This window comes from Marivirga sp. (assembly GCF_024636815.1).
Taxonomy (GTDB): domain Bacteria; phylum Bacteroidota; class Bacteroidia; order Cytophagales; family Cyclobacteriaceae; genus Marivirga.
This window is the reverse complement of the sequence record NZ_JAGXGF010000227.1, coordinates 1-16,503: the sequence shown is the minus strand read 5'-3', so window position 1 is coordinate 16,503 and position 16,503 is coordinate 1. Positions and strand designations below refer to the sequence as shown.

General features: G+C 34.7%; 16 protein-coding genes and 1 pseudogene. 4 read left to right on the top strand and 13 right to left on the bottom strand.

Annotated features, from left to right (window positions below; genetic code table 11):
- Positions 1-95: 95 nt before the first annotated feature.
- Positions 96-1,109 (bottom strand): gliding motility lipoprotein GldB, encoded by a 1,014-nt coding sequence (locus Q0L29_RS16035; protein WP_296623283.1) that lies wholly within the window; start codon positions 1,107-1,109, stop codon positions 96-98.
- Positions 1,110-1,152: 43 nt separating this feature from the next.
- On the opposite strand from Q0L29_RS16035, the gene Q0L29_RS16030 reads away from it, so the two are divergent.
- Entirely contained in the window at positions 1,153-1,782 is a 630-nt protein-coding gene (locus Q0L29_RS16030; protein ID WP_296623281.1) for a porin family protein, read from the top strand.
- A gap of 15 nt (positions 1,783-1,797) precedes the next feature.
- Here Q0L29_RS16030 and Q0L29_RS16025 read toward each other — a convergent pair whose 3' ends face one another.
- The 8 genes from Q0L29_RS16025 to Q0L29_RS15990 all read right to left on the bottom strand — a co-directional run bounded on the left by Q0L29_RS16025 (position 1,798) and on the right by Q0L29_RS15990 (position 10,830).
- Positions 1,798-2,733 (bottom strand): lytic transglycosylase domain-containing protein, encoded by a 936-nt coding sequence (locus tag Q0L29_RS16025; RefSeq protein ID WP_296623280.1) that lies wholly within the window; start codon positions 2,731-2,733, stop codon positions 1,798-1,800.
- 24 nt (positions 2,734-2,757) lie between these two features.
- Positions 2,758-3,489 carry a TIGR00730 family Rossman fold protein gene (locus Q0L29_RS16020; protein WP_296623278.1) on the bottom strand — a complete coding sequence of 244 codons (732 nt, stop codon included), beginning with the start codon at positions 3,487-3,489 and terminating at the stop codon, positions 2,758-2,760.
- Between the two features lie 77 nt (positions 3,490-3,566).
- Positions 3,567-4,481: a lysophospholipid acyltransferase family protein gene (locus Q0L29_RS16015; RefSeq protein WP_296623276.1), complete on the bottom strand. Its 915-nt coding sequence runs from the start codon at positions 4,479-4,481 to the stop codon at positions 3,567-3,569.
- A complete protein-coding gene (locus Q0L29_RS16010) occupies positions 4,482-6,278 on the bottom strand; it encodes an ABC transporter transmembrane domain-containing protein (protein ID WP_296623275.1) in 1,797 nt (598 codons plus the stop codon). It abuts the gene before it with no gap.
- Positions 6,279-6,609: 331 nt separating this feature from the next.
- Complete coding sequence (locus Q0L29_RS16005; protein WP_296623273.1) at positions 6,610-8,649, bottom strand: thioredoxin family protein; 2,040 nt, start codon at positions 8,647-8,649, stop codon at positions 6,610-6,612.
- Positions 8,650-8,875: 226 nt separating this feature from the next.
- Complete coding sequence (locus tag Q0L29_RS16000; protein WP_296623271.1) at positions 8,876-9,277, bottom strand: hypothetical protein; 402 nt, start codon at positions 9,275-9,277, stop codon at positions 8,876-8,878.
- Positions 9,274-10,443 (bottom strand): DUF4221 family protein, encoded by a 1,170-nt coding sequence (locus Q0L29_RS15995; protein WP_296623270.1) that lies wholly within the window; start codon positions 10,441-10,443, stop codon positions 9,274-9,276. The genes Q0L29_RS16000 and Q0L29_RS15995 overlap by 4 nt, the downstream gene beginning before the upstream one ends.
- A 39-nt stretch (positions 10,444-10,482) precedes the next feature.
- Positions 10,483-10,830 (bottom strand): hypothetical protein, encoded by a 348-nt coding sequence (locus Q0L29_RS15990; protein ID WP_296623268.1) that lies wholly within the window; start codon positions 10,828-10,830, stop codon positions 10,483-10,485.
- Between Q0L29_RS15990 and Q0L29_RS15985 the strand changes: the two genes are divergently transcribed.
- From Q0L29_RS15985 to Q0L29_RS15975, 3 genes are all read left to right on the top strand, one after another.
- Positions 10,829-11,065, top strand: coding sequence for a hypothetical protein (locus Q0L29_RS15985; RefSeq protein ID WP_296623266.1), 237 nt, complete (start codon positions 10,829-10,831; stop codon positions 11,063-11,065). The genes Q0L29_RS15990 and Q0L29_RS15985 overlap by 2 nt on opposite strands.
- A gap of 115 nt (positions 11,066-11,180) precedes the next feature.
- On the top strand, positions 11,181-11,462 hold the full coding sequence (locus tag Q0L29_RS15980) for a DUF427 domain-containing protein (RefSeq protein ID WP_296623264.1): 282 nt from the start codon (positions 11,181-11,183) through the stop codon (positions 11,460-11,462).
- 178 nt (positions 11,463-11,640) lie between these two features.
- Positions 11,641-12,468 (top strand): ABC transporter permease, encoded by an 828-nt coding sequence (locus tag Q0L29_RS15975; RefSeq protein ID WP_296623262.1) that lies wholly within the window; start codon positions 11,641-11,643, stop codon positions 12,466-12,468.
- 37 nt (positions 12,469-12,505) lie between these two features.
- On the opposite strand, the pseudogene Q0L29_RS15970 reads toward Q0L29_RS15975, so the two are convergent.
- The 4 genes and pseudogenes from Q0L29_RS15970 to Q0L29_RS15955 all read right to left on the bottom strand — a co-directional run.
- Positions 12,506-13,825, bottom strand: a pseudogene (locus tag Q0L29_RS15970) (aspartate kinase).
- On the bottom strand, positions 13,822-14,310 hold the full coding sequence (gene ribH, locus Q0L29_RS15965) for a 6,7-dimethyl-8-ribityllumazine synthase (protein WP_296623260.1): 489 nt from the start codon (positions 14,308-14,310) through the stop codon (positions 13,822-13,824). The pseudogene Q0L29_RS15970 and the gene ribH overlap by 4 nt, the downstream one beginning before the upstream one ends.
- A 450-nt stretch (positions 14,311-14,760) precedes the next feature.
- Positions 14,761-15,459 (bottom strand): tetratricopeptide repeat protein, encoded by a 699-nt coding sequence (locus tag Q0L29_RS15960; RefSeq protein WP_296623258.1) that lies wholly within the window; start codon positions 15,457-15,459, stop codon positions 14,761-14,763.
- Between the two features lie 259 nt (positions 15,460-15,718).
- Positions 15,719-16,503: thiamine pyrophosphate-dependent enzyme (locus Q0L29_RS15955; RefSeq protein ID WP_296623256.1), on the bottom strand; the 785-nt coding region annotated here is incomplete at its 5' end.

Genomic DNA, 16,503 nt, shown 5'->3' with positions numbered 1-16,503 from the left:
TTTTTTTAATTGCTTATAAATTAGCTAATTATTTCTACAATAGAAATTAAGAAATTGCATTTTTCGATTATTTGCTTACTTCGTAAGATGAAAATCTAGCCTTTTGGCTTATATCTCGATTGGCTGAAAATCTGTTGAACATCAGTGTTTTCCATCAGCTTCTGAACACTTACTTCAGGATTATTCTCCATATAAGATTTTACAATTTGCCAACCCACCCAAATACCTATTCTGCCAGGGCACTGTTGACTTATCTCAAACGTCTTAGGTCTTTCTCCTATAAATTTATTTTTCATAAAATGGCTCGTTTCATAGAGTAAGTCATTTTCTAGAAAATTCGCCCAAATGATATGTTCATTTTCATTAATATCCTCCATTTCTTTAGTGGTATATCCTATTAATAAAGAATCGGGAGTACAGGGAATTGTCATTTTAGTCAGGTAATAGGATTTTCCATAAAAAATCATGTCTGCTAAAAGCGTTTGATCACTTTGATCAGTTTGGTTCTGCTTTTGGGTAAGCAATAACATAGTCATTGGAACAATATATTCTTTTTCATAGCGCATCAGAATATAATCAGGAACTCCATTAGGCACATAAGCTGCATCAGGCCCTAAAAAATAATCTGCGGCTATACTTATTACGCTGTCTGATACAAAAAGGTCTTTCTGTAAACCTGCCAAAACAATTTCTAATTCTGGAATTGTTACTTCAGGGTAATAATATTTATAGTATTTAAAAGCCTCCTTAAAATCTGCTTGTAATTTAGTGAAATCTCCAAAAGTTTTTTCTACCTGCTGATAAAGCGTGTCTTTATAGGCCGGGTTAGAGAAAATATTGACCATATTATTAGCTACTATTGAATCTTCACCATATCTACCTCTTTCAAAAAAATAATCTGCCACAAATGGGTTATCTTGAATAAACTCAAGTGCTTTGTCTTGAGTATTTAAATTCACCATTTCATCTGCTAAATTATTTAATGGAATCTCGACCTCAATATTGCTAATATTTGGTGCTTCTTCACAAAATTGATCTTTATTAGAACATGCTGATAAAACAATCGTGAAGATAAAAGAAGTAAGTATGTAATATTTATTACTTTGCATAAGTCGTTGATTATATTTGTTCTGAATATCAAACCCAAAATAAATGAAAAAATTGCTCTTTTCTGCCTTATTACTGTTTTCAATTAGCATAGCTGAGGCGCAAGTAAGATTTGGTTTTAAAACTGCACCTACAATATCATTTAATAGAATAAATGCAGAAGCCGAAAACACTAATTTCAATAAAGATGGAGCAGGCCTGCGTTTTCAACTAGGGCCAATTTTTGACATCGAATTTAAAGAAAACCATTATTTCAGCACTGGATTAATATTTACTTCTAAAAGATCTGCTTTTTCTGCAGATTCAGTAGGGGCAACTCCTCCAAGTTATAATGAAGACTATAGCCCTCAATATTTACAAATTCCACTTACCTTGAAACTCTTTACTGAAGAAATAGGATTGGACAAGAAAATTTATTTTCAATTTGGTGGAACAGTAGATTTTAGAACCAATAATGAAGGCGAAGAAGAAAACATCGTTCAAAGCTTCAGATTCATGGATCTAAACTCTTTACTAGGAATAGGATTGGAATATGGAATTGGAATAAACACCAAAGTTTTTGGCGGCCTGGTTTATCAAAGAGGATTATTAAACGTTATTAAAGAAAATATTTATGGTGATGATTTTAATTTAAGAAATGATTTCATTGCTTTGGAAATCGGGGTGATTTTTTAATTTGAATAATGCGGGTTAATTTCCTACCGGCAAACTCACTATATAATATTCATTTCTTCCAATTGAAATATCTTTATCCTGGATCCAGGGGTTATAAATTCTTAAGGTCTTATACGTAGTTTTTTGTTCTTTAGCATAATCTACCCAATCAGTGGAATTACGAATTGTATCATAGCGATAGACATATGGTTCGTATAAATGCTCTTTAATAATATTCAGTCCATAATCTTCCGGGCTTTCAAAGATTTGTTTAATAGCCAAAATTCTAAATACATAACGGGAAGTCTCATCATTCAACAATAAGTCATAAAAATTATCTACTTTCTGATGATCAAGTGCATTTTGCATGCCTCGCATACCTCTATTGTAGGATGCCGCCACCAACGTCCAATCACCAAATTTCTCATAGGACCTTTTAAAATATTTACAAGCTGCCTCTGTGGATAATATTGGATGATATCTTTCATCTACGTCTCTATTAATTTCTAAACCATATTCTCTGCCAGTACTTTTTAAAATTTGCCAAAAACCTGCTGCACCTGCATAGCTATCTACATTTTCTAGCCCACTTTCAATTAATGCTAAATATTTAAAATCATCTGGAATTCCATTCTTCTCGAGAATAGGTTCAATAATAGGAAACCAGCGACTAGCTCGTTTAAAAAGAAATATGGTATTATTATGCCAGTAAGAATTTATATGCAATTCCTTATCCAGCCGTTCTCTCACATCCGCAATTTCAAGTGGAACTTCCTCTCCTGCTAAATCAATTTTTTCAGGAAGGGGGATTGTTTTAGCATTTTTAAAAGCTATAGGTTCAGTAGCCAATTCCGTTTTCATTACCGGCTTCTGATTATTTTCTATACGGTTTTGATTCCCAAAAAATGCTACTATTAAAAAAGTAACTAAGGATGCTATTGAAATATATAATGCAAATTTACTGTCTGTCATATAAACTGTTAACTACTATTAACTTTAGAAGTTTGGAGAAAGCATGAATTGAGAATAGAAATTATCAATCACCTTTACTGCCTCTGTTGGTGTATCCACAACCGTGAATAATTCTAAATCTTCAGGACTTACATTATTTTCCGCCTCAATTAATGTGTCTTTAATCCAGTCAATTAATCCCGACCAGAATTTTTTACCTACCAAAACAATTGGGAAACGGCCAATTTTATGAGTTTGAATAAGGGTTAAAGCTTCAAAAAGTTCGTCCATAGTACCAAAACCACCAGGCATCACTACAAATCCTTGTGCATATTTTATAAACATCACTTTCCTTACGAAGAAGTAATCAAAAGTGATTAATTTATCAGGATCAATATAAATATTATTGAATTGTTCAAATGGAAGGACAATATTCAACCCCACAGACTTACCGTTTTCACTTTTAGCTCCTTTATTTCCTGCTTCCATAATACCAGGACCTCCACCGGTAATAACGCCATATCCATGTCGCACAAGCTTTGCAGCTACTTCTTCTGCCATTTTATAATAAGGATGATCTTGCTTCACTCGAGCAGATCCAAAAACAGAAACGCAAGGGCCAATTTTTGAGAGCTTCTCAAAACCCTCTACAAATTCTGACATGATTTTGAAAATTGCCCATGAGTCGGAACTTTTAATTTCGTTCCAATCTCTGTCTTTAAAAGCTTTTCTGATTTTATTTAATTCTAATTTATCTTCGTTGTTTGATTCACTCATTTTACTTTATGTTTAAGGTTAATTTAGCATTTTATTTAGTGAAAATGCTGGTTTCGGTTTTTTTATTAAGGTTTTTTTTACTGAGCTAGAGGTCTTTTTTGCTCATAGTCAGCAGGTTTACTACGCTTCCATCTTTTATGAGTCCAAAGCCACAGATGCGGTTTTTTATAGATATCAGCTTCTAAAAGTCGCATGTGTTTTTCAGTGATATAGCCATAGGGTGTTTCATTCGGTTCCTCAGTTATCAATTCAAAATCAATTTCATATCGGGAACGGGCCACTTTCTTAACATGAGCATATACAGGCGCTAAATTAAATTGCTGGCTAAATTTTTCAACTCCATAAAACACTCCTGTTTCTCTGCCAAGAAATTCCATCCAATATGAATTATATGCATTACCAGGAGATTGATCAGCAGCAAAGCCTACTATAATATGTTTATCCTTATGCCTTGTGATTTCTTTAAAGGCATCATTTTTTGCAATCATCTTACTCCCTGCAAAGCGAGTCCTATTCTCTTTCATAAGCTTATCCATCAGCTTATTTGTTAGAGGTCTATAAATTGCCAAACCAAAAGGTTGGTTTCGTTCCGTCATAAAATTAAAGCCTTGTGCCGACCATTCCCAATTGCCATAGTGTGGAAGTATTATAGCAAGATTCCGTTTTTCTTCTAATAGTTTTTGAACTTCAGGATTAGTATTGATTTTGTATCGCTTTTTGATGGTCTTTTTTGAAAAGCCAAAAGCCTTGATGCTTTCGATCAATAAATCTACAAAATGATAATAAAATTGATTTGCAATTTTCTGGATTTCCTTTTCTGATTTATCAGGGAAAGATTTCCTCAAATTGTCCATTACCACATTATATCGATAGATTTTAGTTTTTATAAATAAAAATCCAATCAGCGTTGAAAGTCCGTGATAAAACCAAAATGGAATTTTACTCAAAAGCCAAAAAAGAGCCTTTAAAAAATAGTATTTAACCTTCATCATTTAGTCTTGTAATTGCAATTTTACCAAGTTACTGTATGTTCCATTTTCTGATTCTAAAAGTTCTTGATGTGAGCCCTCCTCAGAAATTCGTCCTTCCTTTAGCACAAAAATCTTGTCCACTTTACGGATAGTTGCCAAACGATGTGCAATAATAATGGTTGTTCTGTCTTTCATAAGCGCATCCAGTGCTTGTTGCACCAGGTTCTCCGATTCTGCATCCAAAGAGGAGGTTGCTTCATCCAAAATTAAAATTTTTGGATCTTTCAGTATGGCCCTTGCTATTGCTATTCTTTGCCTTTGACCTCCAGATAATTTAACGCCTCTTTCACCCACTAAGGTTTCCAATCCTTCCGGAAAATCTTTAATAAATAACCAGGCATTAGCCTTTACAGCAGCCTCTATTATTTCTTCATCCGTTGCTTCAGGTTTTCCATAAGCTATATTTTCACGGATTGACCCCCCAAACAGTATGATTTCCTGAGGGACTATTCCAATATTTTGTCTGTAGCCCGTGATTGATAAAGAATCGATATTTTGATCATCCACTTTAATTTTACCAGAAGCTAAAGGATAAAAACGCATTAACAACTGAATTATCGTTGATTTCCCTGCACCACTATGACCTACTAAGGCAACTTTTTCTCCAGCTCCAACTGTTAAATTCAAACCTTTTAATACTTGCACATCCTTCCGTGTCGGATAAGAGAAGTTAACATCTTCAAAGCGTATTGCTCCTTGTAAATGTATTTTCTCTTTCTCTTCTATCTTAAACTCTTCCTCTTCCTGTAATATTTCCATCACTCTCTCAGAAGCACCAATAGCTTTTTGAATTTGACCATATAAATCACCCAAACCTGCAATTGAACCACCAATAAAAGTAGTATAAAGAACAAAGCTTAATAAATCACCCACACTCATGCTTCCTTCTTGCACTAAGCTGGCACCATACCATAAAACGGCCACTATTCCACCAAACATAGCGAAAATAATGAAGGAGATAAATGCACCTCTATAGGTGGCTGATTTCAAAGCTACTTTTACTACTTTATCGAGGGATTTACGATAACGCATTACTTCAATTAGCTCACTTGTAAAAGATTTAACAATATTTATGGATTGTAAAGTTTCTTCCACTATGACGTTTGCTGAAGCTAATTCCGATTGTGTTTTTTTGGAAAGCTTACGGATAAACTTTCCGAAAATCATAGCAGCAATAACCAGTATTGGAAAGGTAGCAATCATGAACAATGCCAACTTGGGAGTGAAATAAAAGATTATAGCGGCTCCTATGATCAAAGTAGATACTTGCCTGATAAATTCTGCTAATGTTACTGAAAAAGTATCTTGCAATAGCGAAACATCAGATGTGATTCGACTTACCAATTCGCCCACTCTACTTTTATCGTAAAAGGTCATGGGTAAGCTCATCAGTTTAGTATAAAGCTTGGCACGCATATCGGCCATCGCTCTTTCACTTACTTGAGCAAAGAGATAAACTCTGAAAAATGAAAAGAAGCTTTGAACAGCTAATATTCCAATCAGGATAAATGCTACTGTATTGAGTTCTGTAAAAATACCAGATGTTTTCCCCTGTGCCACATCCACCAGTTTTCCCATTACATAAGGAAACCCCAGAAGGGTAGTACTGGAAATTAACAAGAAAAATAACCCCGCTATGAAATAGCCTTTATAGGGTTTTATGAATTGGAATACTCCCGTAAGCTTTTTAAAATTTTCTTTGTTGAGTGGCTTTTTCTCTTCCTCTTTAAGCGGTTCGCTTTTTCTTCTTTTTGCCATTCTTAATTACTATGTCTATTGAAATGATTAAAACCCCGCAAAGATACGATAGTTCTTTAATTAGGGCTTGCTTAAAAACAGATTATTTAACAAAAATGAACTTTATACATATTTTGGTAGTGATTATTGAATAATAGTTTTTCAATTAGTGTAAGTCTTTTTAAGGAAATAACTAATATTGTTTGTACTAGAAAATCAAATTTTGATTTTCTAGTACTCTTGCCTCAAGCACCTCATCTACTTCCCGGGCTAAAGCTCGAAGTATACCAATACTCCTTCACTTAGCCCGATTGTATATGAGGCACTTGAGACTTTTTAAGCAAGCCCTAATTTAAGGCTTGTTTTTAGCTTCGAACTTTTCTTTTCCTTCTTCTAGAAAATCAACAAATTTGCTAATGCTTCTTTCATATGCAATTGGTTCTACCAATAGTTCACCATTTGTATCCAGGAGAACATAATAGGGCTGTGCATTATTATTGAATCGAGTAATCTGAAAATCAGCATTTTGCTTACCAATCGATTTTTTTACCTTTCCATCATATTCGCTAGTGTACCAATCCTTTTCGGGCAATTCAGTTTTTTCATCTACATATAAGGCTAGCATCACATAATCATTTTTTAAACGACTTAGCACTTTGGGATCAGACCAAACTCTAGCTTCCATTTCACGGCAGTTTACACAACCATGACCCGTGAAATCCACGAAAATAGGTTTACCTTGTTCTTTTGCACAGGCTAAGGCTTGTTCATAATCGAAATAGCCTCTTATTCCGTGTGGAAAATGCAGCATATCTCCATATTTAGGCTCTTCGCAAATTTGGTCTTCGTCACTTATTGCTCCTGAGCCTCCACTATTTTCTCGAATAAGAGTTGGTAAATCAAAATCGTGAGAACTCATTGGCGGAAGGTAACCAGAGAGCGCTTTTAATGGGGCTCCAAATAAGCCTGGAATCATATATAAAACGAAGCTAAATGTAATAATGCTGAGCATCAATCTTCCCACTGATAATTTCTCTATTGGGCTGTCACCCGGTAATCTGAGCTTTCCTAAAAGATATAATCCTAAGAAAGCGAAAATCACAATCCAAAGCACTAAATATATGTCTCTGTCTAATATTCCCCAATGATAAACCTGGTCGGCTATGCTCAAGAATTTCAATCCTAGTGCCAATTCTAGGAATCCTAAAACTACTTTTACAGAATTCAACCAGCCACCTGATTTTGGCAAATTATTCAACCACTCAGGGAAAATGGCAAAGAGCGTAAATGGAATAGCAAAAGCTAAACTAAAAGCAAACATGCCCAAAAGCGGTTTGATCACCATGCCTCCAGCTGATTCTACCAAAATACTTCCTACGATTGGGCCAGTACAGCTAAAAGAAACTAAAACCAAAGTGAAAGCCATAAAGAAAACACCGCCTAAGCCGCCTTTGTCGGCTTTGGCATCTACTTTATTGACAAAGCTTGAAGGCAAATTGATTTCAAACAGCCCCAGAAATGATAAGGCAAAAATAAAGAATACTAAAAAGAAAAAGACATTGGGAATCCAGTGGGTACTCAGCCAATTGGCAAATTCAGGACCATTGATAACGGCTATAATGGTTCCCGCTATCACATAAATCACAATAATTGAAATTCCGTAAATCACGGCTTGACGAATGGCGCCAGCCCTCGATTTCGCTTTTCCAGTAAAGAAGGTAACCGTCATCGGAATCATAGGGAAAACACAAGGTGTCAATAAAGCAGCTAAGCCAGCCAAAAAAGCCACCACCATAAAGCCTAAAAGTGAATACGGAGAGTTGGAATCCTGCTGCTGAAGGTCAATTATTTTTTTGCCTCCTTTTTCTGATTTATCTGCTGATGCTTTTTCTTTTTTATCTTGTCCAGCTCCGCTATTAGCAGATTTCGTTTTATCTCCAAATGAGAAATCATCACTGAAAGGAATACATTTCCCGTCTACATCAGAACAGACTTGATAACTATTGCTGGTTTCTATCTTAAAAGGAATCTCTTTAATGATTACTTTTTGTTGGAACTCCCCTTTCTTCTTAAAGTAAGTATAATTCCCTTCCCAAATCTCGTCATAACCTTTAGAGGGGTTGATGGGAATGAGACTATCCACTAATTGGTATGAATCCTCCTCTTCAAATTCGAATTCAGTAAGCATAGGCCCCAAATCTGGATCAAAATCTGATGAGTATAAATACCAATTTTCATCAATTTCAGCTCGGAAGGATAACGTAGCTGTATCACCTACTTCTAAGTTTTCTTCTAAAATGGAGCTTTCCCAACTGATGGGTTTAATCACTTGGGCAAAAGTGTTTTGCAAAAATAAACCCACTAAAAGTAGGCTGTAAACTAAATATCTCATAAACTTTTAATAAGGCCTGTTCGTCTTACAAAACTAAAACACGAAGATAGTTAAATTTTGTTGGAACAAATGTTACATATGTCATGCAGGCGATAAAGCAAAAGTGGTTAATTATCTCAATTCTGGGGTTGATTTGAACTTGATTATTATTGTATAAAAACCAATTGTATAATTAACATAGGTTTTTACATTCAGCTCAACTGGTTACTATAAATTGTACTTATGGTTAATTAGGAACTGAAAATTCACTAACAGAAATGATTTTTCCATTATTTGCTTCAATCAAAACAGGATAAATTCCAATATTTCTGCTTTTGATTACGTTTTTTTCGTCTATATACACCTGTTTATGATTTAAAAGTGCTGAATCCACTTTTAATCTGAATAATTTTAAATCTTGAATCACAGTAAATAATACATTTTTATTTATACTATCAATATTTTGTTCTGCGTAATACGTAACATTTAAGATACATCCAGTACAGCCTTCTTTTGGAATAATGATTAAATCCCTGTCTAAAATATCTTCATCAATACTGAGTAATTCATTTTCCAAGGATTTGAATTCATTCGTACAATTGAATAATAGTACTGGAATAAAAATAAATAACAGTTTAACTATTTTCATTTTGTGATTTTAAGTACAGAAAAACTTAGAAGTTCCTCGTTTTCTTTATATAAATCACTTCTTCCCAACAACAAGCCTTGCTTTGAAACTAATATCATAGAGGGGTGATATTTTAATCCATCAAAAAGTTGCTCCCCCACTTTTTCGAAATTGGAATTTAGAATAATCACTGAAAAATCAGGGATCGTTCCTTCCGTTTCTAGTTCAGCTTGCTTTGGTCTGATGTAAGCAATTCGATAGAACAAATCTCTCCATTCATCATAAAATATAGTAGTATAATCTGAATTTGAAAAGCCGTGATCTCTTTGTTGCGGATTTGGAACTGAATGGTCTTTTTCTACACCATAATCTATATCTTCTTTGAAGGGTTCAAATTGTGTAATGTACTTTGAACCTACATAATATTTGTTAAGGTAGTTACCAGCTGAATCATGGCGATAGATATAATTCTCAATAGGAAAACTTGAAATTATATCTGTGTCATAGAAGTCAAATCCCATTTTATATTTAAATGCCACTCCCCAATAGCCCTGGTTATAGTTATCTGGAAAACTTATGATATAATCCATCTCTTTAGTATTTAAGTTATATCGTATTACAGAATTTTGATTTGAATAGTCTGTCAAATACTTCTCAATACCACATGGAATGAACACATAATCACCAACTTTTCTGATGGGTTTCATTGTCGAAGGCTCTGGAGAAACCAAATTATGATTTTTTGAAAAATCTACTATTTCGCTTTTCGAAAGTAAATTTCCTTTACTGTTTAAAATATACAGACTTGCTTCCCAGCCATTATATATTAATAGGCTATCGCTATTTAAATACAAGTGGTCGCCATAGGTAAAATTTCCAATTCCATTGGGTCCCTCTCTTTCTAATTTTAATTTTTTATGAAGTTCCCGCGTCTCTAAGTTATATAAATAAAAATGTTGATTGTATCCATTTATAAAGGATAAATAAGACGTATTGTCAATTTCCACACTTTTAATTGATTCATGTTTAAAGCTAGTCTCCTTATCTAAATGAAGTGAAATAAGTCCTGTTTCTTCTAAAAAAATGCTATCTTTAAACTGCAGTCCGTTTACCTCTTGAAAGTATATTTCGGATTTTTTGCTATCGCACGAGGCTAGAATTATCAAAGTAATAATAATATATTTCATAAGAATAAAAGGTGTTACTCTGTAAGTAACACCCTGTAATTAACCACCTATTGTTTTAATTATTTGAGTGTAAGCACAAGCAGGACCACTACCACTTGTGAAACAACCATCGCCTGTTCCATCTGCCCGCTCCCGACAATGACCAACATTATTATCAGAATTAGAACTCACAACACAAATAGAGGTAGAAGAATATGCGTAGTAAAAGCTAAACATACATGCGATTAACATCACAAATTGAACAGTAATTTTTTTGATTTTAAATTTCATAACGTTTAAATTTTTGGTATGAATATTAAAGTAGTTGTTTTTTTTTTTTTTAAACCAAGTATTTTTATTTTTTTTAAACGGAATAAATTTAAACTCCTTAAAAAATATATTTCTCATGCAGGCGATAAAGCAAAAATGGTTATTTTTCTCAATTTTAGGTTTAATTTTAATAGGTGCAGGTTTAAGCCTGACAATAGATGCGGGTTTTTACCGTATGCAAAATCCTGATGGCTGGAATTGGATTTACTATGGAACTTTTGCCTTGGTAGTATTTAATTCTGGAATTTGCTGTTTTGAGCAAGGGGTTATTTATAAAGTGAAGTTAGAAAAATTGCTGAGTGATGGTTCTTAAAAACCTGTCAGGTTTCGCCAGATTCAAGCAGCAATATTCATATTTAAATATTTGATTTTAATATTTTAAAACCTGACAGGTTTAAAGCAGTTAATAAACGATAAACTTCTTAATTATGAAAGCAATTTGGAACGATCAAGTCCTAGCAGAAAGTGATAACACCATCGTAATAGAAGGCAATCACTATTTCCCGCCTGAATCAATAAAAGACGAATATTTTGAAAAGACGGATTATCATACTGTTTGTCCTTGGAAGGGAACTGCTTCTTATTACAGCCTAAAAGTGAATGGCAAAGAAAACAAAGATGCTGCCTGGTACTATCCTGACACTAAAGAGATGGCTAAAAAGTTTGAAAATTATGTAGCATTTTGGAAGGGTGTGGAGGTGACTGAATAGAGCCCTTGTTTTTCACAAATAGAAAATCAAATAGCAATTCTCGCTTATAATGATGAATTTACAGCTATGAAATTATCGAGAATGGCTCACTTTCAATTGAGGCATTCCACTTCCAACTCTTTCTATTATATTTGTATTGAAAAAAGTTGAGTTTATCTGAGATCTCAATACCCATATTATGGAAAAATTAGTTGTAGACGCATCCAAACCAAAATGGCACATCAATTTGAAAGAATTATGGGCTTATAAGGATTTGTTTTACATATTGGCTTACCGAGATTTGAGAGTTAGATATGCTCAAACTTTCCTCGGATTATTATGGGCATTTATTCAGCCCTTAGCAACTTTATTGATATTCACAGTGGTTTTTGGAAAGGTAGCAGTAGTAGATACAAGTGGAGTACCTTATCCACTTTTTGCGGTTTGTGGTATGGCATCATGGTCGTATTTTTCTTTTGTTTTGAACCAATCTGGAAATTCCATTATTGGAGCTCAGGAAATGGTCAAAAAAATCTATTTCCCTCGATTGGTTATTCCGCTTTCAAAAGCATTGGTAGGATTTGTGGATTTTGCCATAGCCATGTTGTTTGTGGTGATTTTGATGATTTATTATGGATTCATTCCATCCGCGAATATTATTTACTTACCGATATTTATCCTTTTGACTATTATTTCAGCCTTAGCGGTTGGAATTTGGTTAAGTGCTTTGACCATCCGATATCGTGATTTTCAGCATGTGGTTCCTTTCTTAGTGCAGTTCGGACTTTATGCCACACCCGTTGGGTACCAAGCTAAAGATGTTATCCAAAGGTTGCCAGATTGGGCTTCTCTTCTTTATTATGTCAATCCTATGGCAGGAATAGTAGAAGGTTTTAGATGGAGCCTCTTAGGTGGTGATCCTCCTAGTATATTTGCCTACTTTTCTTTTAGTATAGTGATCCTACTTTTTATAACAGGTCTTTTATATTTCAAAAGAGTAGAAAAAGTGATGGCTGATATTGTTTGAGTAACTTATAACTTAAAACCTACTACTTACTACCCCCTCAAAAAACCCCATCATTCAACTTCTTCAAAGCCTCAGATTTGTACTGAGTATCGACTACTATAGAGATATTATGTCGGCTACCACCATAGGAAATCATACGCACTGGAACGTCTTGCAGTGAAGCAAAAATCTTGCTTACCAAACCTGGTCTTTCAGCCACCATATTGCCCACTAAACAGATGATACTTTGCTCCTGATCTACTTCCACTTCACCGAAAGGGCGTAATTCACTTAAAATGCTGTCCAAGTAATAAATGTTATCGATGGTCACAGAAATAGCAACTTCAGAAGTGGTAATTACATCTATTGGTGTTTTATATTTCTCAAAAATTTCAAACACTCATCTCAAGAAACCATAAGCCATTAGCATTCGCAAAGATTTAATTTTGATAGCAACTATACCATCTTTGGCTGCAATGGCTTTGATGCCTTCCCCGCTACCCTCTTTGGTATGAATCAAAGTGCCAGGTGCTTCTGGTTTCATGGTGTTTTTCAGACGTACCGGAATGGTTTTTTTCTGTGCAGGTCTGATACAAGAAGGATGCAATATTTTTGCCCCAAAATAAGCCAACTCGGCTGCTTCCTCAAATGACAACTGCGGAATGCTAAAAGTTTTATCGACCACTCTTGGATCATTATTGTGCATACCATCAATATCCGTCCAAATCTGGATTTCATCTGCATTTAGAGCCGCACCAACTAAAGAAGCTGTATAATCACTACCTCCTCTTTTTAAATTGTCAATATTGCCTTCCGCATTGCGGCAAATATAGCCTTGAGTGATGATTAAATTAGTTTCAGCTGGTTGCTTTACTAAAATATCGGATAATTCTTTATTGATGAAAGCTTCATCTGGCTCTGAAAAAGCATCCGTTCTTACAAAATCCAAGGCATTGATCAAGGCGCTATTTAATTCGTGCTCTTGCAAATGCAAATTAAAAATATTGGTGGACATCAATTCCCCTTGAGCCAATAGCTCCTTATCAATCAAATTGGTAAAAGGTTTTTCCAAACATGATTTGATGAAGTTCATGCTTTCAGAAATAATAGCTGATGCTTTATTTTTGAAAGATTCTGATTCAAAGAGTTCTTCTAAAAACTCATCATATCGCTTTTGTAGCTTCTTGATGACTTTAAGAGCAAGCTCATACTCCTTTTTACGCAGTCTTTCGCCTATTTCCACCAAAGTATTGGTCACTCCACTGAGAGCGGAAAGGACTACTAATTTCTTATTATTATCTTTCGTGATGATTTCACGAATCTGATTCATTCCTTGAGGTGTGCCTACGGAAGTCCCGCCAAATTTTAATACAATCATAATCCTTTTGCTAATCCTAACATTTTTAATGCGGTAAATGCAGCTTCATCTCCTTTGTTGCCATGCTTGCCTCCGGCTCTATCTAAAGCTTGTTGTTGTGTATTGGGAGTCAGAACACCAAAAATAACGGGTTTGTTATATTTTAGGCTGACGTTGGTAATGCCGTGAGCCACTGCATCACAGATAAAATCAAAATGTTTTGTTTCTCCTTGAATTACGCAACCCAGGCAAATCACAGCATCAATTTCTTTTCTTTCTGCCATCCATTGTGCTCCTAAGCTTAATTCAAAACTGCCTGGCACATAATGCTTTTGGATATTTTCTTTTGGGATTCCGTTTTCCAGCAATGTTTCATAAGCGCCATTGTATAATGACTCAGTTACTTCTTCATTCCATTCTGAAACTAGGATTGCAAACTTTTTTTTCTGCAATCCTTTCATGTTTTTTCCTGAATGCTCGCTTAGATTTTTAAGATTTGATGCCATATTTTTTATTAATTATAAATCTTACAAAGTATGTAGTTTCAAGTAAATATTTCTTTTTAACGGTCCCTTAAAATTGTCCAAACATCTTCAGACAGTAAAACCACTATTTTTAAATTTTATTTTCTAGCTTCTTTTTTCCTTTTTGCTATATATAACTAGATATCACATCTCCACCCAACACCCCTAAAGTCCTCAAGGGGACAGCCTCACAGATTTAAATTTGTAGAATATTTCAATCTAAATCACTTTTTCCTCAATCTGTGCGTCTCCCCCCTTTAGGGGGGAAGGGGGGTGTATTCTTGTAATCTCCTGTAAAGTTTAGTTCTCAGCTAGATTCTGACCAGCCTATGACTGGAAAAGCCGTAAGAATACTTTATTTAATATTATCCAACAAAAAAGGGACAGGCTTTTAAAACCTATCCCTTTTATAAATTAATTTTTTCTATTTAATTATTTTTGAGCTTCTAATCGGGATAGGTATTTTTCTGCTTCCGTCTTCTGTTTGGAATCACTGAAATCCTCAACCACCTTTCCGTAGCTTCCGATGGCCGCTTCTAAATCGTTTGCTTTCTCATAAGCTAGTCCTTGCTTCATCAAATAAACAGGGCTGAATTCTTTATTGCTTTTATAGTCAGCTGCCTTTCCATATTGATCTGCTGCTGTGGAATAGTTTCCTAATTCCATATAAGCATCTCCGATTAAGGCATAAGCTCTGGCTTGCACCAACAAATCATCACTGCTAAAATCTTCTAAATAATCAATTGCAGTTTCGAATTGACCTTGTTGAAGATAAATATTTCCTAAATAGAAGCTTGCTAAGTTTCCGGCTTCAGTAGCACCATAGTCTTCAACAATAGCTAAGAATCCGAAGTTATTTCCATCACCATCCAAGGCAAGGTCATATTCTCCGTTTTCATACCAATAAACTGCTTGGAACATTTCCTTTTGAGCTTCTTGGTTAAGATTGTTCATATAGTATCGGTAACCAAAAAAGGCTACAATAATTAAGGCGATTACTCCCCCTAAGCCAAATACTATTTTTTTATTGTTTTCAATGAATTCCTCCGTTTTAGAAAGTTGCTGAGCTAATACCTCAGGGTTTTCATAAAACTCAGATCCTTGTTTCTCTTTAGATTTTGTTTTTGCCATTGCCACTATTTTAAGACCGCAAAGCTATAAAAATTTATTTATTAATACCCAATTCAATCATTTAATAGTTTAAAGCTTTGTGATTTAATCCATTAAAGCGAAAAGTGTCAGATTTTAATAATATAGCTTACTTCCAATCTTTATGTTTTTATAAAAGTTAAACCTGTCAGGTTTTCTCCTTCTAAATATTTCATCAGATGTAATAGCTTAGATGGTATTTCAAATTGAAACCTGACAGGTTTATTAGTAATAAGTATTATTAGTCCACTATAAAAGGATAATCTTCTTGAGCATAAACATCTCTGTAAACCTCATCAACATGTGGAAAGTCTGATTCTTCAGCAAATTTCACACATTCTTTCACTTGCTCTTTTGCTTCATTATCAATTTCTTTCAACTCATCCTCTGTAGCATATTTATTTTTCAAAATAGCTTCTCTAGCCTGCTCAATAGGGTCTTTGCCTTTGTATTCTTCTAATTCCTCTTTAGTTCTGTACTTAGCAGGGTCAGACATAGAGTGTCCTTTATATCGATAAGTTCTAAACTCTAATAAAGTTGGCCCATCACCTTTTCTTGCTCTTTCTGCTGCTTCTGCCACTGCATTGTGAACGTTCTCCACATTCATGGCGTCCACGCCTTTGGATGGCATATCATATGCCTCACCCAAAGTATGCAATTCCGTTACATTTGAAGTCCTTTGAACTGAAGTACCCATGGCATAACCATTATTTTCAATAGCGAAAATCACAGGTAATTTCATGCTCATCGCCATGTTTAATGCTTCGTGGAAGGCACCTTGACGAACAGCACCATCTCCCATATAAGTAATGCAAATATTATCAGTTCCTTTATATTGCTCAGAAAAAGCAATTCCAGCTCCTAATGGAATTTGACCACCTACAATTCCATGACCTCCAAAGAAATGATTTTCTTTATCGAACATGTGCATAGAGCCTCCTTTTCCTTTGGAAACACCCGTTTCTTTACCGAATAACTCCGCCATTACCCCTTTCGGGTCTGTACCTAAACCAATTGGGTGAGCAT